This window comes from Kitasatospora sp. NPDC059795 (assembly GCF_042732175.1).
Taxonomy (GTDB): domain Bacteria; phylum Actinomycetota; class Actinomycetes; order Streptomycetales; family Streptomycetaceae; genus Kitasatospora.
Genome location: NZ_JBHWID010000001.1, coordinates 324,090 through 342,684 on the forward strand (window position 1 = coordinate 324,090; position 18,595 = coordinate 342,684).

Consider the following 18,595-nt stretch of genomic DNA (forward strand, 5'->3'; position numbering starts at 1 on the left):
GGCCGTGCAGCCGTGCAGGACGAGGGCGGCGATGTCGTCGGGGTGGCGGGCGGTGTGGGCGAGCGAGATGTAGCCGCCGAGCGACCTGCCGAGCAGCGGCGGGCGGTGCCCGGTCGCGTCGCGGGCCTCGGCGACCGCGTCGTGCACGGCTGCACGGCGAGCACGGCGTCGGCGGACTGCGCGGGCGGCGTGCGGGGCAGGGCGCGGGCGTTGGGGCGGCGGCGCGGTTGGGGTCGAGGCGGTCGAAGAGGTGGCCGAGGGTGGAGTGCGCCGTGGGCAGCGGGCCGTCCGTGCGGGCCGTGCAGCCGTGCAGGACGAGGGCGGCGATGTCGTCGGGGTGGCGGGCGGTGTGGGCGAGCGAGATGTAGCCGCCGAGCGACCTGCCGAGCAGTAGTGGGCGGGCGCCCGGTCGCCTTGCGGGCCTCGGCGACCGCGTCGTGCACGGCCGCCACCGTGGCGTCCAGGGTGAACGGACGGTCGGTGAGGGGCGCCGTGTCCGGGCCGGTCGGGGGCGAGGCCCGTTCCTCCGGATCTTGCCGGGCGCGCGACGCCGGATCATCCGCCCCCAGCCCTGGCGGGCTGGGAGGTGCCCCCGCGCAAGCCCCGGCAAGCCATCCAAGTACACCCAGTGCGAGGACGGTTCGCCGGCACGCCCAGCCGGGCGCGAAATCGGGGCACTTCGCGGCCCGCAAGGGCCGGGGGAGCCGTGCGCCGATCCGACAAGATCCGGAGGAGAGGGCCTGGACGGTCGAGCTGCGGACGCCACATGGCGACGGACCGGCGGATGCCGTGCACCGGCACGGTCGGGGCGGTCACGGGCGGGACTGCTCCACGGTGGCGCGGAGGCGGTCGAGGGTGACGCGCATGCCGGCCCGGTTGAGGTCCGCGCGGTCGGCGGGCCGGGTGCCGGAGAAGACCCGGCCGAGCAGTTCGGTGAGCCGGGAGCCGCGTCCCGTACGCAGGTCCTCCCAGTACTCGGTGACGCGGACGGTGCCCTCGCCGTCCGGTTCGACCAGGTAGCCCCAGCCGGCCACCGGCAGGCCGAACGCGCCGACGTGGAAGGCGAATTCGTGCGAGGGGCGGGCGACGGTCACCCGGCAGGCGGTGAACCAGACGAACGGGCCCTTGCGGTTGAACCCGAGGAAGCGCGTCCCGACGGCGACCGGGCCGCCGCCGCCCAGCCGGCGGGTGCCGATGCACTCCGGGCTCCAGCGGGACATGTTCCGAAGATCCGTGACGGCGGCGTACACCGACTCGGCGGACGCGCGCACGGTGATGCTCTCCCGAAGTGTCCATTGGCGGGTCACACAAACCTCCGAAGCGGGAAGTGACTGGCGAGTAGGGCCGGGCGTGCCGGACTGTAATCGGTCGACGGAGCGCGCCGCAAGGGGCCAAATCCGCTTGTCAGGGCGGTACTTGACGACGCGCGAGGGGGCTCGCTAGCGTGGAACGAGACGACTCGTTCCGACCTGCGGTGCGGGCGGGAGTTGAGGCGGGGAGCCGATGGAACCTGAGCGGACGCGGATACCGGTGCCGGGCGCGGAGGCGCTCGCGGCGACGGTGACGGTGCCGGAGGACGGCGCGCCCTCGGCGGTGCTGCTGCTGTGGCCCGCGCTCGGGGTGCCGGCCGGCTACTACGCGCCGTTCTGCGCCGAGTTGGCCGCGCGCGGGGTCGCCGTCGTCGCGGTGGACCTGCGCGGGCAGGGCGAGAGCGGGCCGGTCGGCGGCCGCCGGTCGAGGCACGGCTACCACGCGCTGGCGTCCCGGGACTTCCCGGCGGTCACGGCGCAGGCGCGGGCCAGGTTCGGGGCGGAGGCGCCGCTGTTCCTGCTCGGGCACAGCATCGGCGGCCAGGCCGCGCTGCTGGCCGCCGCCCGCGCACCCGGGGCGGTGGACGGCCTGGTGCTGGTCGCCTCCGGCACGGTGGACTTCCGGGGCTTCGCCGGCGTCGCCCGGTGGCGGGTGCTGGCCAGCACCCAACTCCTCGCGCTGATCGCCACGTTGTGGGGCTACTGGCCCGGCCACCGGCTCGGCTTCGGCGGCCGTCAGCCCGCCCGGCTGATGCGCGACTGGGCCCGGCTCGGCCGCACCGGCCGCTTCGCGCCCGCCGGCGCCGACCTCGACTATGAGCAGGCCCTCGCCGCGCTCGCCCTGCCCGTCCTCGCCGTCTCGCTGCCCGACGACCGCCTCGCCCCCGCCGGCGCGGTCGACCACCTGGTCGGCAAGCTCCGCGCCGCGAAGGTGGACCGCCGGCACCACATCCCCGCCGAGGGCGAGTCCGCCGACCACGTCCGCTGGGCGCGCTCCGGCGGCAGCATCGCCGAGCTGATCGCCGGCTGGCTGCGGGACGGCCGCTGACCATGGGCGAGAAGCGCAACCTGCACCCGCTGTCCGACGAACAGGGCGCACCCGTCAGGGACTTGGCGGCCCGCGAACGGATCCTGGCGACCACGCTGCGGGTGCTGTCGCGGGTCGGCTACGCGAAGGCGACGATCGGCGGCATCGCCCAGGAGGCCGGCGTCGGCAAGGCCACCGTCTACCGCTCCTGGCCGCACAAGGCCGCCCTCACGCTGGACGCGGTCCGCGCCCAACTCCCGGACATCCCGGTCGACGACCTCGACGACAGCCCCCGCGAGATCCTCGCCGTCGCCCGCGCCCTGGCCGGCCTCTACGGCGCGCCGCAGGTCCGGGCGATCCTGCCCGCGCTGATCTCCGACGCCGCCACCGACCCCGAACTCGCCCACCGCCTGCGCACCGAACTCGTCGAACCCCGCCGCGACCGCTCCGCCACCGTCCTGCACCGCGCCGTCACCCGCGGCGCCCTCCCCGCCGACACCGACGTGCTCACCCTCCTCGACCTGTGGGCCGGCCTGATGCTCTTCCGCAGCGTCGTGCTCTGCGACCCCCTCGACGACCGCACCGTCCACTCCCTGGTCTCGGCCGCCCTCGCCTCCCCGCCCCGACTCCCCTGAGCCGCCGAAAGGCCCGCCCCGGGCGATGCTTCGCCGGGGGGCGGGCCTTTTCGTCGCGTCCGCGTTCCGTCAGATCAGGGTCGACCAGTAGAACCAGAAGCGGGTCAGGATCAGCAGGGCGACGATCAGGAAGCCGACGATCGGGCCCAGCCACTGGTGGCGGAGGGCGGCGAAGCGGCGGACGGCGGGCGGGGCGGGGAGGACGCCGGTGCGGAGGTTGTGGACGGTGGTGGACCAGAAGAGGGTGATGACCACGGCCCAGACCACCATGCAGTAGGGGCAGAGGGCGCCGATCTCGTAGAGGGCCTCGTGGATCAGCCAGGCGACGAAGCCGAGGCCGACCAGGGTGCCGCCCTGGAGGGAGAGCCAGAACCAGCGGCGGTAGGAGGCGCCCGCGAGGAGGCCCGCGCCGATGGCGGCGAGGGCTCCGAACGCGGCCAGGCCGATGATCGGATTGGGGAATCCGAAGACCGAGGCCTGCTCGGTGCGCATCACCGAGCCGCAGCTGATGATCGGGTTGATGTTGCAGTTCGGCTGGTAGGCCGGGTTCTCGATCAGCCGGATCTTGTCCAGGGTGAGCTGGGCGGACGCGGCCAGGCCGAGCAGCCCGCCGAGCAGGATCAGCCAGGAGAAGCGACGACTCGCCCCCACCGGGGCACTGTGGGCCGTGGTCATCGCGTCACCCGCCGATGCTCTGCTTGACCAGCGCGCCGAACTGCTCGCCGGTGATCGCCTTGCCGTCCTGGCCGATCACGTTGAGGGTCTTGCCGTCGAGCTTGACGGTCGGGGTGCCGGAGACGCCGCTCTTGTTGAAGGCGGTGGCGACCTTGTTGGCCCAGCCCTTGTAGGTGCCCTCGGTGACGGCCTTGGTGAACGCCTCGGTCTTCAGACCCGGGACCTGGTCGGCCAGCTCCAGGATGTGGTTGACGTCGCCGAAGGCGTCCGAGCTCTCGGCCGGCTGGTTCGCGTACAGCACGTCGTGGAACTGCTTGAACTTGTCGACGCCCTCGTTGAGCGCGGCGCCCGCCGCGGCCAGCGCGGTCTTCGAGCCCTTGCCGCCGAGGTTGTTGTCGAGGAACGCGGCCAGGTGGTACTCGATCTTGTACTGGCCCTGGTCGGCGAGTTCCTTCACGGTCGGGCCGGCCGAGGTCTCGAACATCTCGCAGACCGGGCAGCGGAAGTCCTCGTACACGGCCAGGGTGTGCGGGGCGTCGGCCTTGCCGTACACGACCACCGTGTTGTCGGGGCCCGAGGCGTTCGCCGGGACGGCGACCGAGCTGCTGTCCGAGCCGGAGTCCTTGGAGGCGTTCAGGGCGAGGGTGGTGCCGCCCGCGATCACGGCGACGGCCGCGACCACCGAGACGCCGATGGTGAGGGAACGGCGGCGCTTGGCGCGCAGCGCCTCCGCCTGCTGGGCCTGCTTCAGGCGCTCGCGGGCGGTGACGGTCTTGGCGGACTTGTGGGTGCTGGGCATGGTGATCCGTCTCCTTGCACCCGGCGGCGGGCAGCGCGGCACGGCCCGGCTCCGGCAGGTGTCTCACCTGGACGGGAGCAGGGGCGGGCGGCCCGGCGGGTGCGGGTCGAAAAAGGGGTGATGGGCGGCGAGGGGCGCCCGGAGACGGCCGCGAGAAACGCGTGGAGGCGGTGGGCCGTCAGCAGGCGAAGGCCGGCTGCGGCGGTCCGCGACGCGGTGCGGGGGAGTGGACGGCGTCCTGCGGGCGGCGCGGCGCGGGCTCGACACCGGCCCGGGGCAGCAGCGCGGCCGGGCAGGCCGGACGGGCCGCCAGCAGCAGCGAACGCCAGCAGCACGGCAGGATCCGGGCCGCCGTGCGCACTGCCTCGGCGACCCCGTCGAGGGCGGCGTCGGCCAGCCGCAGCCAGGCCGCGGCGGCCAGCGCGAGCGCCAGGTGCACGCCCAGCACCAGCAGGCGCAGCATGCCCGCCGAGTTGTGCGTCCACTGCGCGAACAGTTCGGAGCCGCTGACCCGGTCGCCGCCGCAGACCAGCAGGTCCACGCCGTGGACGGGCCGGGAACAGGCGTCCTGGCCGAGGTTGAAGGCGGTGTTCAGCAGCAGTTCCACCGGCACCAGCACCGCGGCCAGCAGCAGGAACCGCCGCCGCGCGCCGTCCAGCAGGACCGCGAGCAGGAAGACCGCGACGCAGGCCGCCGCGACCAGGGTGAGCGGCAGGGCACGGCCGGTGATCACCACCTGGCCGAACGCGGCCAGCGGCACGGCGAGCGCGGTGAACACCGCGCCCCGCAGGGCCCTGGTCGCGTGAATGCCGGTCATGGCTCCGGAGTATGTCACGCCGGAGGTTCCCGACACGAGGGGCCGTTCGGCCCTACGACCTGCGGATAAGCCCTGAGTAAAGGGGACTTCGGCGGGCGGGGAGCAGGCGGTGGGCGGGCTGCGGGACGATCCGGGCCCGCCCGGCGCGGTTGCCGCGGCGTGGGACTTGTCACGTCCCCGCCGCCGTCACCACGGCTCGACGGTGTGCGCCCGCACCTGCCGTTCGATCCGCGCCAGCACCTCCCCGGCGGGCAGCGGGTCGAGCCGCCGGCCGTCGCGCAGCCGCACCCCCAGGGTGCCGTCCGCGACCTCGCGCGGCCCCAGCACCACCTGGTACGGCGCGAGCCGCGCCTCCCGGACCCGCGCGCCCAGCGAACCGCGGTCCGCGCCCAGCACCTCGGCCCGCAGATCGAGCTCCAGGCAGCGCGCCGCCAGCTCCCGCGCCGCACCGTCCTGCTCCTCGCCCAGCGGCAGCACCGCCAGCTGCACCGGCGCCAGCCAGGCCGGGAACGCCCCGCCGTGCTGCTCGATCAGCTGCGCCACCGCCCGCTCCACACTGCCGACGATCGCCCGGTGCACCATCACCGGCCGGTGCCGCGCCCCGTCCGGCCCGATGTAGTGCAGGTCGAACTGCTCGGGCTGGTGGAAGTCGACCTGCACGGTGGACAGGGTCGACTCGCGGCCCGCGCCGTCCACCACCTGCACGTCGATCTTCGGCCCGTAGAACGCCGCCTCGCCGACGCCCTCCTCGTACGGCACGCCCAGCCCGTCCAGCACCTCCACCAGCAGCGCGGTCGCCCGCTCCCACAGCTCCGGCCGGGCCACGTACTTGCCGCCCGGGCCCGGCAGTGACAGCCGGTAGCGGGACGGGACGATGCCCATCGCCCGGTACGCCACCGCGATCAGCTCCAGCGCGCCGCGCACCTCCCCCGCCACCTGGTCGAGGGTGCAGAAGATGTGCGCGTCGTTCAGCCGGATCGCCCGCACCCTGGTCAGCCCGCCCAGCACCCCCGACCGCTCGGAGCGGTACATGTCGCCCAACTCGGCCATCCGCAGCGGAAGTTCACGGTAGCTGTGGGCGCGGGAGCGGAACATCACCGCATGGTGGGGACAGAGGCTCGGGCGCAGCACGAGCTGGTCGTCGTCGGAGTCGCCCATGGAGAGCGGCGGGAACATGTCGTCGCGGTAGTGCGCCCAGTGCCCCGACAGCTCGTACAGCTCGCGCTTGCCCAGCACCGGCGAGTGCACGTGCCGGTAGCCCGCGCGGCGCTCCAGGGCGCGGACGAAATCCTCCAGGCTCTGCCGCACCGCGGCGCCGTCCGGCAGCCAGAACGGCAGACCCGATCCGATCAGCGGATCGGTGTCGAACAGGCCCAACTCGCGGCCCAGCTTGCGATGGTCGAACACGGCGGTCTCCTCACCGGAAGGGGGACGAGCCACCGCGGCCGCACATGCGAAAGCCCCGGGCGCTCGGCCCCGGGGCTTGATTCACTGCAGCAGTCAGCGCGCCGGGACACTCTCCGGCGTCGTCGTCAGCATCGCAGCACGCTTCATGCCTCCCACGGTAGCAGCCCGGCCGCCGTCGAGCACCGGAGCCGCCCGTCAACGGGCGTGCCGCGACGGGCCGGTGATCGAAACCCGCCGCGCGCCCGGCGGTACGTGACGGTGGGTCAATTCGGAAACCTGCTGGACCGGGTGGGCGTTCCGCGCCGAGGATGAGCCCGATCGCCGATGTCTGTTCGAGAGGGTGTTGCCGTGCAGAACGCTTCCGACCGTCCCAGCCTGCTGGTCCTGGGCGGCACGCGGTTCGTCGGCCGGGCCGTGGTCGAGGCCGCGCTCGCCGACGGCTACCGGGTGACGCTGTTCAACCGGGGCCTGACCGACCCCGGGCTGTTCGCCGAGGCGGGCGTCGAGACGCTCGTCGGCGACCGCACCGGTGACCTGTCCGCGCTGGAGGGCCGCAGTTGGGACGCGGTGATCGACGTCGCGGGCTACCTGCCCGAGGTGGTGCAGCGCTCGGTCGACGTGCTCGGCGACCGGGTCGGCCGGTACGTGTTCGTCTCGACGATCTCGGTGCTGGCCGACCTCTCCACCGTGCAGGACGAGGACGGCGCGGTGCTGGAGCCCGCCGACGGCCTGCCGCCGGTCCAGCTGTACGGCGCGAACAAGGCTGTCTGCGAGCGGATCGTGCGGGACGCGTACGGCGACCGCGCGAGCATCGTCCGGCCCGGGCTGATCGTCGGACCGCACGACCCGACCGACCGGTTCGCGTACTGGCCGCGGCGGTTCCGGCGCGGCGGACGGGTGCTGCTGCCCGGCGACCCGGCCGACCCGACGCAGTTCATCGACGTGCGGGACGTCGCCCGGTGGATCCTCGGCTGCGTCGCGGCGCAGCGCGGCGGCACCTACCACGTCACCGGCCGGACCATGCCGATCGGCTCGTTCCTGGAGGCCTGCCGGGCCGCGGTGGGCGCTTCGGCGACATCGGCGGCGTCGGCGACCGAGGAGATCTGGGTCGGCACCGAGGCGCTGCTGAAGGCGGGCGTCACGCCGTGGATGGGCGTCCCGCTGTGGGTCGGCGACCCGGAGTTCGCGGCCGCCAACCGGACCGACATCTCGCGCGCCCTGGCCGCCGGCCTGACGTTCCGTCCGCTCGCCGAGACCCTCGCCGACACCGACGCCTGGGACACGCTCCGCGGTGGGCCGGGCGCCGAGAAGGAGGGCCTGACGCCGGCCGAGGAGGAACGGCTGCTGGACGCGCACTGATTGCGGATCGACACCGGGTGCCCACGCTCAGTTAAGGTGGGCACCGTCCGGGCGGTGCGACAGGGGAGAGACGTGATGGTGACGGCGGCGGACAGCACCCTTCCGGAACTCGACGTCGAGGAGTTGGCCCGCTGGCGGGCGGACGGCGGGCGGCTGGTCGACCTGCTGACGGCCGCTCGGCGGCTGGGCCCGGTCGCCGGATTCCGGGTCGGCGAACGGCAGGTGGTGCTGGTCACCGGGCCCGAGGAGGTCCAGCAGGTGCTGGCCCGCGAACCCGACACGTACGTCAAGCACGGCCACCGCGCGAAGGTGCTGCTCGGCGACGGCCTGCTGTGCGCCGCCGGCGAACCCTGGCGGCGTCAACGCAAGCTGCTGCAACCCCAGTTCACCGTGCGCGGCATCCGCGCCTACGAGCCGCAGCTGCGGGCCGCCGTCGCCGCCCTCGCGGACCGGTGGCGGGCCGCCGCCGACAGCGGCGAACTCCGCGAACTCGACGCCGACCTGCGGTACTTCTCGCTCGACGTCATCTGGCGCTCGCTCACCGCGCAGGCCCTGGACGAGCCCACCTACCGGCAGTTGGTCGCCGCCGGGGACAGCCTCGCCGCCATCCCCGCGTTCGCGCCCGCCACCGGCGAGCACACCGCCGACTTCAGCCGCGCCGTCGCCGACGCCGACCTCGCCGCCGAACACGCCATCGCCCTCGCCCGGCAGGCCGACGAACCCACCCTGATCGCCGTCCTGCTCCGCGCGGCCCGCGAACTCCCGCACTACGACGAGACCTTGGTCCGCGACGAGCTGCTCACCCTGATGGTGGCCGGCTACGAGACCACCGCCACCACGCTCGGCTGGCTGTTCCTGCTGCTGGACGAGCACCCCGAGCAGCGCGAGCGGGCGCTGGCCGCCGGGCCGGCCGGATCCGCCGAACGCGCCGCCGCGATCCGGGCGTTGATCGACGAGACGCTGCGGCTGTACCCCGTCGCCTGGCTGATGCCCCGGCACGCCGCCGAGGCCGGAACCGTCGGCGGCCGACCCGTTCCCGCCGGGGCGACCGTGCTGCTCTGCCCCTACCTGACGCACCGCGACCCGGCGCTGTGGCCCGAGCCGGAGACGTTCCGCCCGCAGCGTTTCCTTGCCGCCGGGCGGCGACCCGCACCCGGCGCCTACTTCCCGTTCGGCCTCGGCCCGCGCGCCTGCATCGGCGCCCAGTTCGCGCTGCGGGAGATGACGCTGCTGCTGGAGGAACTGCTCCCCGCGATCCGCCCCGAGATCCGCGAGCGGCCCGCCGAGGCCGGGTACCGGCTGACCGTCCACCCGGACGGGCCGGTGCGGGCCGTGCTGCACCGCGAAGGCTCTCGGTGACGCGAAAACCCTTTGTGGGCAAGGCCGTTCGTCCGTGATGATCGGCGGCGATGATGCCTGAACCGCACGCTTCCGCCCGTCCCGTCGCGCTGGTGACGGGAGTCGGCCGGACGGCCGGCATCGGCGCCGCCGTCGCCGAACGACTCGCCGCCTCCGGCTGGGACATCGCCCACACCCACTGGACGCCCTACGACACCCGGATGCCCTGGGGCGTGGAGGCGGACGCCGTCGACGCCGTCGGCGCGGCGATCCGCGCCCACGGCGCCCGGCAGCTCGCCGTGCCCGCCGACCTCGCCGACCCCGCGACACCCGCCCGGCTGTTCGACCGCGTCACCGCCGAACTCGGCCCCGTCACGGCCCTGGTGATGAGCCACGCCGAATCCGTCGACTCCGGCCTGCTCGACACCACCCTCGACAGCTTCGACCGGCACTTCGCCGTCAATGCCCGGGCGAGCTGGCTGCTGATCCGCGAGTTCGGCCTGCGCTACACCGGCCCGTTCGGCAGTGGCCGGATCATCGCCCTCACCAGCGACCACACCGTCGGCAACCTGCCCTACGGCGCCAGCAAGGGCGCCCTCGACCGCATCACCCTCGCCGCCGCCCACGAACTCGCCCACCTCGGCATCACCGCCAACGCCGTCGACCCCGGCCCCACCGACACCGGCTGGATGACCGGCGACGTCCGCACCGACGTCCTCGCCCGCACCCCCCTCGCCCGCCTCGGCACCCCCCGCGACGCGGCCCGCCTGATCGACTTCCTCTGCTCCCCGGCCGGCCAGTGGATCAACGGCCAACTCCTGCAGAGCAGCGGCGGATTCAAGTAGCCGGACCGGGAGCCGGTGTCGGGCTCAGACGCGGTGCTCCGCCTGGGCGCGGAGCTCGCGGGTGCGGGCGGCGAGGGCTTCGAGGGTGAGGGTGGCGGTGCCGTCGGTGAGACTGCCGAGGGTGCTGCCGTCGGCCCAGGCGCAGACCGGGAGTTCGCGGTCGGTGTCCTGGAGCTTGGCGCAGGCGATCGCTCCGCCGAGCGGGCCGGGATCGAAGGTCTGCAGATCGGTGACCTCGGTGCCGTCGCGGAGGGTGCTGACGCCGGCCGGGGAGTAGCCGCCCAGCATGCGGGTGGCGGCCTCGGCGGCGTCCGGGACCGAGCCGGAGAGGCCGATCGCCAGCAGCTCCGCCTCCTCGAGGCCGGTCGCGCCCGGCTGCCCGTACGCGACGACCTCGATGTTGCGCGGGACGTACCGCTTGGCGTTCTCCGCCTCCCACTGCGCGCGGAGCTGGGCCAGGTCCTGGGCCTCCGCGACCCGGGGCAGGCCCGCGAACTCGGCCGGCATCGCGATCCTGCGCTGCTCCACCTCGCTCGTCGCCGCGACGCCGAGTGCGACGAGGCCGAGGGCGGCCACCGCACCGACGGTCAGGCCGATCTGCTTGCCCGTCAGCCGCCGGTACCACGGCACCGGCGGCTGCGGCTCCTGGCCCGCCGCCCAGATCGCCCGCAGGCTGTCGACGCCCGACTGCGGGTGTTCCTCGGTCATGGGCTCCCCCTGGCTGAAGTGGAATCAGATCATCCGATTGGATGTCGGCGGGCACTCTACCGGCACCCTGACCAGGGACAACACGCAGGCCCGGTGGACGGTCAGGTGTGCGCGGGGGCCGGCGGGCGTTCGCGGAGGGTCGGGGTGAGGAGCAGGGCGGCGGCGGTGAGGGCCGTCGCGGTGAGGAGGGGGCCGGTCGGGGAGGGGAGCGTCGCGGCGGCGAGGAGCGGGCCGGTGGCGGCGCCCAGGTTGAGAGCGGCCGTCGCGTACGCCCCCGCCATGGTGGGCGCGCCGGTGGCGGCGGCCAGGGCGAGGGTGATCAGCGTGCCGCCGACCGCGAAGGAGAGGGCGCCGAGCAGCGGCACCAGCGCCAGGAGCGCGGCCGGGCGGTCCGCGAGCGCGGCGAGCGCCGCCCAGCCGAGCGGCAGCAACAGGCCCGCCACCGCGAGCAGGTGCAGCGGACGGCGGTCGGCGAGCCGGCCGGCGACGGTCACGCCCGCCATCGTGCCGAGGCCGAACAGCACCAGCACCACCGGCACCCAGCTCCGGCCCAGCCCCGCCGGGCCGGTCACCAGCGGGGCGAGGAAGGTGAACGCGGCGAACGTCCCGGCGTTCACCAGCGCGCCCAGCAGCAGCACCCGCAGCAGCCGGGGCCGGCCGAGCTCGGCGAGCTCCGCCCGCAGCGCCGGCCGTCCGCCTGCTTCGTGCCCGGGCCGTCCGGCTGTGTCGTGCCCGGGCCGTCCGGCTGTGTCGTGCCCGGGTCGGACGCCCGTCAGCACTCCCGCTGCGGCCGGCACGCAGAGCAGTGCCACCGCCCAGAACGCGGCCCGCCAGCCCAGCAGTTGACCGACCGTCGCACCCGCCGGAACGCCCACCACCGTGGCCAGCGTCGTCCCCGACAGCAGCACGCCCACCGCACGCCCCCGCCGCTCGGGGCCGACCAGCGCGCCCGCCGCCGTCACCGCCAGCGCGAGGAACCCGGCGTTCGCCAGCGCCGCCACCACCCGGCTGACGCACAGCACCGCGAACGACGTCGCCACCGCGCCCACCACGTGCGCCACCGCGAACAGCGCGACGAAGCCGAACAGCCCCGCCCGGCGCGGCCACCGGCGGGCCAGCGCCGCCATCGGTGGGGCGCCCGCCACCATGCCGACCGCGAAGGCCGAGGTCAGCAGGCCGGCCGTGCCGACCGGGACGTCGAGATCGGCGGCGAGGTCCGGCAACAGGCCGGACAGCATGAACTCCGAGGTGCCCATGGCGAACACGGCCAGGGCGAGCAGATACAGGGCAAGAGGCATCTCACGGAACTCCGGGGTGAGGAGCGGAAACGGACAGCCGTCTCGTCACCCGGGAGCCTCGCGCGGGACGCAGCGCAGCAACGCGGCACCACGGCAGCAGTGCAGCACCGCACGGCCCAGCGGCGGGCGGTGCGGCAGCGCGGGAGGACTCAGGTGTTCAGGGGCCGACGGCGGGGCCGAAGACCCCCACCTCGTCCGACTCGGGGCTCACCACGCTGCGCACCTTACCGAACGCGTGGCGTGCGGGCACCTGAATTTCCGTCCGCTCGAACTGCATTGATGCAGCGTCAGAGATCCTTGCGCAGCGACATCGCGGCCACCCGGTAGCCGTTGGCCCGGTACAGCGCGATCGCGGCCTCGTTGCCGCCGAACACGTTCAGCCCGAGCGCCGTCCACCCCTCGCGGGCGGTGAGCGCTTCGGCCGCGCGCAGGATCGCGGAGCCGAAGCCGCGGCGGCGGGAGTCGGGCCGCACGTGGAGGTCGTACAGCCACGCGGAGGCCGCGCCGCCGACGGCCTCGCGCGGGTCGGGGCCGATCCACGCGTCGCCGACCACCCGGCCCGTGTCGTCCTCGGCGACCACCAGGTGGTGGCCGGCCGTGTCGGGCCCGTCCGGGAGGAACCGTGCGGTGCCCTCCCGAGCCCGTTCCCGCGCGAGCTCCGCCGGCAGGAAGGCGGCGAGTTCGCGCGCCGTCTCCTCCTCGCGGCGCTCCGTCACGGTCTCGTACTCGGCGGGAGTCATCCGCCGCAGGCGCACGGTTCGGTCGTCCATCCCGCCATCTTCGGCCGCCGGCCGCCGGACCGCCGCCGCGACAGGCGATGTCCGCCGACCGCTCAGCTCCGGGCCTGCCGCCACTGCGCGACGGCGGCCTCGACGTCGACCGGCGCGACGCCGAGCGGCGGCCCCTCGATCGGGCGGCGCAGCGCGGCGTCGATACGGGAGTTGACCTCGGCGAGCCGGGTGCGCAGCAGCGCCTCGGTGGGGGCGCTGCGGGCGGCGTCGAGGGCCTCGTGCAGCTCGTTGCGCAGGACCAGCGAGGGCGGCAGGAAACTCAGGCCCTCGCGTTCGAGCTTCTCCCGGATCCACCACATCTCGTGGTACGGCCGGTTCTCGTGCGCGAGCGGCTTGCCCGCGCCCGGCAGGTCGTCGAACGCGCCGCGCTCGGCGGCCTCCCGGATCTGCCGGTCGACCCAGGTCTCGAACGTGACACCGGGCGGTTTGCGGTCGGTCATGGCGTGCTCCTCCCGTCCTCGTCGCTCTCGTCGCTCTCGTCGCTGCGGAGAGCTCCACCAACGAGCCTACGTCAGCGCCCAACTCGTCGGCGGGGGAGGGGACATGGTCGTCCGGTCGGTTGTCGCGGGCCGCACTGCGGCGGGTGTGGCGGTGGCTGGCCTCGCCCTCGCCCGCCGACGCCCATCCGCGTAGTTGCGCCAGCCATGGATCCGAGCATGCTTCCGAACGCCGATTCCGCACACCGGAGGTAACCGTCGAGCGCGACTTTCCGCATCATGGAGGGCCTCGACCGACGGGTCGAGGCCGCGTCGGCGAGGAACGAGAAGCAGGGGTTCGGTGTGAAGGCGATTGATGTGACGGGTGGTGGCATGAGGCGGCCGGTCGGTGGGATGTTGCACCATGTCGAGATCTGGGTGCCGGACTTGGGGCGAGCGGTCGGTTCGTTCGGGTGGCTGCTCGGGGCGCTGGGGTACACGGTCTTCCAGAGTTGGGGCAGCGGGTGCAGTTGGCGGCTCGGGGCGACGTACCTGGTCGTCGAGGAGTCTTCGGCCCTCACGGCCGGCGAGCACGACCGGTGTCGGCCCGGGTTGAACCATCTGGCGTTCCACGTCGAGGATTCCGGGGCCGTGGATGCGCTGGTCGCCGAGGCTCCGGCGCACGGGTGGAGCCTGATGTTTCCCGATCGCCACCCGCATGCCGGCGGTGAACAGACGTACGCCGCCTACCTGGAGAACACCGACGGCTTCGAGGTCGAACTCGTCGCCATCGACACGCCCTGAGGCCGGGCCGGGGCCGGGGTGGGGGAGGGTGCTTGGCTCGGCCGAACGGATGGATGGGCGGGGTCGGGTGCGAGGGGCGGTGGGGGGTGGGGACTACGGTCGGGGCCATGCGGATTGTCATTGCGGGTGGTCATGGTCAGATCGCGCTTCGGGCCGAGCGGTTGCTCAGTGCGCGGGGGGACGAGGTCGCGGGGGTGATTCGGCGGCCGGAGCAGGCGGGGGACCTGCTGGCGGCGGGCGCGGAGCCGGTGGTGTGCGACCTGGAGTCGGCGTCGGTCGCCGAGGTGGCGCGGCATCTGGAGGGGGCGGATGCGGCGGTGTTCGCGGCGGGTGCGGGGCCCGGGAGCGGGGCGGCGCGGAAGGACAGCGTCGACCACCGGGCGTGTGTGCTGTTCGCGGACGCGGCGGAGGCGGCCGGGGTGCGGCGCTTCGTCGTCGTGTCGAGCATGGGTGCGGACCGGGAGCCGGCGGAGGGGACCGATCCGGTGTTCGCCGCGTATCTGCGGGCCAAGGCGGCGGCCGATGCCGATGTGCGGTCACGGGCGGGGCTGGACTGGACGATTCTGCGCCCGGGCGGGCTGACGGACAGGCCGGGCACCGGCCGGGTGGCACTGGCCCCGTCCACGGGGCACGGGTCGGTGCCGCGCGACGACGTGGCGGCGGTGCTGGTGGCGCTGCTCGACGAACCGGCGGCGGTGGGACGGACGTTGGAGCTCATCGGCGGCAACTCGCCGGTGGACGAGGCGGTTTCGGCACTGGCGGGCTGAGCGCACCACGGCTCGGGGGCCCTGCGGCGGGTTCCGTCAGGGGGCCGCGGGCGCGGCGTCGCGGGCCAGGGCGGCCGCGCCGATGAGGCCCGCGGTGGTGCCGAGGCGGGCGGGGGCGAGGGCGAGGCGGCGGGTGAAGGAGAGCGTCGCGTAGGAGTCGAGGTGGTGGCGGAGGGGGGCGAAGAGGGTGTCGCCGGCGCCCGCGACGCCGCCGCCGATGACGGCGACGTCGAGCTCGACGAGGGTGGCGGTGGCGGCGATGCCGGCCGCCAGGGCCTTCGCGGCGCGGTCGAAGGCGGCCAGGGCGAGCGGGTCGCCGGCCTTCGCGGCGCGGGCGACGCCCGTCGCGGTGCTGTCGCCGTCGGGGCCGGGGCGCCAGCCGCTCCCGGCGGCGGTGCGGGCGATGGCGGTGCCGGAGGCGAGGCCTTCGAGGCAGCCGCGGGAGCCGCAGGGGCAGGGGCGGCCCTCGAAGTCGACGCTGATGTGTCCGAGGTGGCCGGCGTTGCCGGTGGTGCCGGTGTGCAGGCGGCCGTCGAGGACGAGTCCGGCGCCGACGCCGGTGGAGACGACCAGGCAGAGCGCGTTGCGGTAGGGGCGGGCCGCGCCGCGCCAGTGTTCGGCGGCGGTCATGGCGACGGCGTCCCCGCCGAGCACCACCGGCAGGCCCCGGACGGCGGGGTGCGCGGAGGCCTCGGCGTGGAGCGGGAACTCGCGCCAGCCGGGCAGGTTGACGGGGCTGACGGTGCCGGCGGCGATGTCGACCGGCCCGGCGCTGCCGATGCCGAGCGCACGCACCCGGGTCCACTCGGGGCGGCGGGCGAGCTCGTCCAGCACGTGCGAGACGGCGGCCATCAGCCGGTGGCGGTCGCCGTCCGCAGGAGTGGGGACCTGGAGTCGGTGCAGCAGGGCGCCCTGGGCGTCGACCAGGCCGCCGGCGATCTTCGTGCCGCCGATGTCGAGGGCCGCGAGCAGAGGTTCGCCGGGGGTGACGGGGCCGGCCGGGGGGTGGCTCATGGTGACGTCTCCGCAGGTGGGACGGGGAGCGCCGTGGTGCGTGGCAGGGCGCCGTCGGATCGGTCCTGTGATTCTGACCCGCTTTGACAACGTTGTCCAGCAGGTGCGGGAAGGGTCCTGCGGTGGCGCGGACCGCCGTGATTCCGCCATTCATGGGTCGTGTGCGGTCGATGAGGGTCGGGCGGCGCATGGGTGCGGCGCGGGGCGGGGAGGTGTCCGGACGCCCGTGGGGATCCGTGCCCGCGGGAGAACGGAGGGGATCATGCGACGTGACATCGCCGCTGTGGCAGGCGCGTTGGCCCTGGCGGCCGGGGCGTTGACGATTGCGCCCTCGGCGCACGCGACGGAGACGACGGCAACGACCTCGACGGGAGGCTGCTGGTCCACCGGGTGCGACGGCAAGGACCCGTCGACGAACTGTCAGGGGGACGCCGTCACGGTGGGCAGCTTCTCGCTGCCGCAGGGCAGCGGATACCGGGTGGTGGAGATGCGCTACTCGCCGTCCTGCGAGGCGAGTTGGGCGCGCCTGTCGAACGGTTCGTACGACGTGCACAACGCCGCGCCGCCGTACACGAAGATCATCCGCAACAGCGACGGCCGGTCCTACCAGTGCACCGTCCAGACCAACGGCGGCTCCTGCTACACGGCCATGGTGGGCGACCACAACGTCACCAGCTACGCCTACGGCTGGTACGACGCCGGCGTCGTGGTCTACACCGGTCGGACGGCGAACTACTGAGGCCGGGGGTGCCCGCACTATTCTCCGTGGCATGACGAGCAGCCTCCGCACCGGTGTCCGGCCGACCATGAAGGACGTCGCCGCGGCGGCGGGCGTCGGCCTGAAGACCGTCTCCCGGGTGGTCAACGGGGAGCCCGGGGTGACGGACGGGACGGCGGGGCGGGTGCGGGACGCGATCGAGGCGCTCGGGTTCCGGCGCAACGACAGCGCGCGGCTGCTGCGGACCGGCCGCACCGCGAGTGTCGCGCTGCTGCTGGAGGACATCAGCGACCCGTTCTCCTCCGCGCTGTCCCGGGCCGTCGAGCAGGTCGCGGCGGCCGAGGACTGCCTGCTGTTCACCGGATCCAGCGGTGAACGGGCGGAGCGGGAACAGGAGTTGGCGCTGGCGTTCTGCGCCCGGCGGGTGGACGGGCTGCTCGTGGTGCCCGCCGGGGACGACCACCGGTACCTGCTGCCGGAGATCGCCTCCGGCACGCCCGTGGTGTTCCTGGACCGGCCCGCCGGCGCCATCGACGCGGACGCGGTGCTCAGCGACAACGCGGGCGGCGCCCGCCGGGGCACCGCGCACCTGATCGCCCACGGCCATCGCCGGATCGGCTTCGTCGGCGACCTGCGGGCCATCCACACCGCCGCCGAACGCGAACGCGGCTACCGCGCCGCGATGGCCGAGGCCGGACTGCCGGTGGACGAACGCTGGGTGGACTGCGGCCCCACCGACCGGGCCCGGGTCGGCGAGGCGGTGCGCCGCCTCACCACCGGACCGGACGCCGTCACCGCGCTGTTCACCGCCAACAACCGCGTCACCCTGGCCGCCCTGCACCACCTCCCCGCCGACCGCCGTCCGGCCGTGGTCGGCTTCGACGACCTGGAACTCGCCGACCTGCTCACCCCCGGCCTCACCGTGGTCGCCCAGGACCCGGCCGCGCTCGGCGCCCTGGCCGCCCGCCGCCTCTTCGCCCGCCTGGCCGGCGACCGCAGCGACCCTGCCCGGCTGGAGGTTCCGACCACCCTGATCGCGCGGGGGTCGGGCGAGATCCGGCCCTGATTACTCTGATGGGGCGTCAGGAGTCAAGGGGGTGGCGAGTTGATGCGCAACGGGACTTCTCGGCGGCCCTTCCGGTCGTGCGGGGCAACGAGTATGACGGAACGTCAGGGAGTCGAGGGGGAAGGCGAGTCGAGGAGTTCCAGCCAGTAGCGCTGGTCCGCGCCGATCCGGCCCGGAGGCAGGGCGAGCAGCCACCGCGTGAGCTCCGCGCCGACCGGGAGCTCGTCGTAGAAGCCGAACGTCAGCCCGGGCAGTTCGCCCCAGCGCAGCCACCCCTCCAGGGCATCGGTGAGGTGGTGGTCGGCGGTCGCGGTCCGGGTGGCCTCCCAGGTGCGCAGCCAGCGGGTGAGGCTGCCGGTGGCCGTGGCGGTGGTCTCCAGGACCTCGGCGACGTCCGGCAGCGGGTCGGGCCGGTCGAGGGCGGCGGACCACCAGGCGTCCAGGACGTCGACGACCCGGTCGGCGTGCGGCCAGGCGCGCCAGTCGGCGGCGAGCAGCCGGGAGGCGATCAGCGGGCCGTCGACCCGCATCCGACCGGTCGTCAACTGCCGCAGGATGCGCGGCGCGAGGCGGCGGTACAGGGCGGGGAAGTCCTCCCAGAGGTCGGTGCTCTTCGCTGCCGCCCGGTGCAGCAGGCGGTCCGGCACCAGGGCGGCGGGGCCGGACAGCAGGGCGAAGTCCTCGGGGTCCCAGCAGTGTTCGCAGCCGCGTACGGGCGGCCCGGGGCGTTCGGCCCGGCGGGCGGCGGTGTCGAGGGCGTCCAGGGTGTGGTGCAGGCGCTGCTGACTGGTCGTCATGGTT

General features: G+C 74.6%; 20 protein-coding genes. 9 read left to right on the top strand and 11 right to left on the bottom strand.

Annotated features, from left to right (window positions below; genetic code table 11):
- Positions 1-812 precede the first annotated feature (812 nt).
- Positions 813-1,307 (bottom strand): SRPBCC family protein, encoded by a 495-nt coding sequence (locus tag ACFV4P_RS01535; protein ID WP_380466104.1) that lies wholly within the window; start codon positions 1,305-1,307, stop codon positions 813-815.
- 196 nt (positions 1,308-1,503) lie between these two features.
- Between ACFV4P_RS01535 and ACFV4P_RS01540 the strand changes: the two genes are divergently transcribed.
- Together ACFV4P_RS01540 and ACFV4P_RS01545 are read left to right on the top strand one after the other, a co-directional pair.
- A complete protein-coding gene (locus ACFV4P_RS01540; protein ID WP_380466106.1) occupies positions 1,504-2,358 on the top strand; it encodes an alpha/beta fold hydrolase in 855 nt (284 codons plus the stop codon).
- A gap of 2 nt (positions 2,359-2,360) precedes the next feature.
- Positions 2,361-2,972 (top strand): TetR/AcrR family transcriptional regulator, encoded by a 612-nt coding sequence (locus tag ACFV4P_RS01545; protein ID WP_380466108.1) that lies wholly within the window; start codon positions 2,361-2,363, stop codon positions 2,970-2,972.
- 69 nt (positions 2,973-3,041) lie between these two features.
- On the opposite strand, the gene ACFV4P_RS01550 is transcribed toward ACFV4P_RS01545, so the two are convergent.
- From ACFV4P_RS01550 to thrS, 4 genes are all read right to left on the bottom strand, one after another.
- The gene (locus ACFV4P_RS01550; RefSeq protein ID WP_380466109.1) at positions 3,042-3,623 is read right to left on the bottom strand and encodes a vitamin K epoxide reductase family protein; all 582 of its coding nucleotides are present in this window, start codon (positions 3,621-3,623) and stop codon (positions 3,042-3,044) included.
- A 28-nt stretch (positions 3,624-3,651) separates the two neighbouring features.
- A complete protein-coding gene (locus ACFV4P_RS01555) occupies positions 3,652-4,446 on the bottom strand; it encodes a DsbA family protein (protein ID WP_380466111.1) in 795 nt (264 codons plus the stop codon).
- Between the two features lie 178 nt (positions 4,447-4,624).
- A complete protein-coding gene (locus ACFV4P_RS01560) occupies positions 4,625-5,263 on the bottom strand; it encodes a hypothetical protein (protein ID WP_380466113.1) in 639 nt (212 codons plus the stop codon).
- A 186-nt stretch (positions 5,264-5,449) separates the two neighbouring features.
- Positions 5,450-6,670: a threonine--tRNA ligase gene (gene thrS / locus ACFV4P_RS01565; protein ID WP_380466115.1), complete on the bottom strand. Its 1,221-nt coding sequence runs from the start codon at positions 6,668-6,670 to the stop codon at positions 5,450-5,452.
- A 348-nt stretch (positions 6,671-7,018) separates the two neighbouring features.
- On the opposite strand from thrS, the gene ACFV4P_RS01570 reads away from it, so the two are divergent.
- Genes ACFV4P_RS01570 through ACFV4P_RS01580 form a run of 3 tightly spaced genes read left to right on the top strand, consistent with a single transcriptional unit; the run spans position 7,019 to position 10,212 of the window.
- Positions 7,019-8,029 carry an NAD-dependent epimerase/dehydratase family protein gene (locus ACFV4P_RS01570; RefSeq protein WP_380466117.1) on the top strand — a complete coding sequence of 337 codons (1,011 nt, stop codon included), beginning with the start codon at positions 7,019-7,021 and terminating at the stop codon, positions 8,027-8,029.
- A gap of 54 nt (positions 8,030-8,083) precedes the next feature.
- Positions 8,084-9,388, top strand: a complete 1,305-nt coding sequence (locus ACFV4P_RS01575) for a cytochrome P450 (RefSeq protein ID WP_380466119.1) — start codon at positions 8,084-8,086, stop codon at positions 9,386-9,388.
- A 50-nt stretch (positions 9,389-9,438) separates the two neighbouring features.
- Positions 9,439-10,212: an SDR family oxidoreductase gene (locus ACFV4P_RS01580; protein ID WP_380466121.1), complete on the top strand. Its 774-nt coding sequence runs from the start codon at positions 9,439-9,441 to the stop codon at positions 10,210-10,212.
- 24 nt (positions 10,213-10,236) lie between these two features.
- Here the strand turns inward: ACFV4P_RS01580 and ACFV4P_RS01585 are convergent, their stop codons facing one another.
- The 4 genes from ACFV4P_RS01585 to ACFV4P_RS01600 all read right to left on the bottom strand — a co-directional run bounded on the left by ACFV4P_RS01585 (position 10,237) and on the right by ACFV4P_RS01600 (position 13,449).
- Positions 10,237-10,920 carry a hypothetical protein gene (locus ACFV4P_RS01585; RefSeq protein ID WP_380466123.1) on the bottom strand — a complete coding sequence of 228 codons (684 nt, stop codon included), beginning with the start codon at positions 10,918-10,920 and terminating at the stop codon, positions 10,237-10,239.
- 101 nt (positions 10,921-11,021) lie between these two features.
- Positions 11,022-12,218, bottom strand: coding sequence for a Cmx/CmrA family chloramphenicol efflux MFS transporter (locus ACFV4P_RS01590; RefSeq protein WP_380466125.1), 1,197 nt, complete (start codon positions 12,216-12,218; stop codon positions 11,022-11,024).
- A 287-nt stretch (positions 12,219-12,505) separates the two neighbouring features.
- On the bottom strand, positions 12,506-12,988 hold the full coding sequence (locus tag ACFV4P_RS01595) for a GNAT family N-acetyltransferase (RefSeq protein WP_380466127.1): 483 nt from the start codon (positions 12,986-12,988) through the stop codon (positions 12,506-12,508).
- A gap of 62 nt (positions 12,989-13,050) precedes the next feature.
- Positions 13,051-13,449 (bottom strand): DUF1992 domain-containing protein, encoded by a 399-nt coding sequence (locus ACFV4P_RS01600; protein WP_380466129.1) that lies wholly within the window; start codon positions 13,447-13,449, stop codon positions 13,051-13,053.
- 390 nt (positions 13,450-13,839) lie between these two features.
- Here ACFV4P_RS01600 and ACFV4P_RS01605 point away from each other — a divergent pair, with 390 nt between their 5' ends.
- Together ACFV4P_RS01605 and ACFV4P_RS01610 are read left to right on the top strand one after the other, a co-directional pair.
- Positions 13,840-14,229, top strand: a complete 390-nt coding sequence (locus ACFV4P_RS01605; protein ID WP_380467099.1) for a VOC family protein — start codon at positions 13,840-13,842, stop codon at positions 14,227-14,229.
- 107 nt (positions 14,230-14,336) lie between these two features.
- Positions 14,337-14,996, top strand: a complete 660-nt coding sequence (locus ACFV4P_RS01610) for an NAD(P)H-binding protein (protein ID WP_380466131.1) — start codon at positions 14,337-14,339, stop codon at positions 14,994-14,996.
- Between the two features lie 36 nt (positions 14,997-15,032).
- On the opposite strand, the gene ACFV4P_RS01615 is transcribed toward ACFV4P_RS01610, so the two are convergent.
- On the bottom strand, positions 15,033-16,010 hold the full coding sequence (locus ACFV4P_RS01615; protein ID WP_380466133.1) for an ROK family protein: 978 nt from the start codon (positions 16,008-16,010) through the stop codon (positions 15,033-15,035).
- Between the two features lie 262 nt (positions 16,011-16,272).
- On the opposite strand from ACFV4P_RS01615, the gene ACFV4P_RS01620 reads away from it, so the two are divergent.
- On the top strand, positions 16,273-16,749 hold the full coding sequence (locus tag ACFV4P_RS01620) for a DUF2690 domain-containing protein (protein ID WP_380466135.1): 477 nt from the start codon (positions 16,273-16,275) through the stop codon (positions 16,747-16,749).
- Positions 16,750-16,780: 31 nt separating this feature from the next.
- The gene (locus ACFV4P_RS01625) at positions 16,781-17,794 is read left to right on the top strand and encodes a LacI family DNA-binding transcriptional regulator (protein WP_380466137.1); all 1,014 of its coding nucleotides are present in this window, start codon (positions 16,781-16,783) and stop codon (positions 17,792-17,794) included.
- 104 nt (positions 17,795-17,898) lie between these two features.
- Here the strand turns inward: ACFV4P_RS01625 and ACFV4P_RS01630 are convergent, their stop codons facing one another.
- A complete protein-coding gene (locus ACFV4P_RS01630) occupies positions 17,899-18,591 on the bottom strand; it encodes a hypothetical protein (protein WP_380466139.1) in 693 nt (230 codons plus the stop codon).
- Positions 18,592-18,595: the final 4 nt, after the last annotated feature.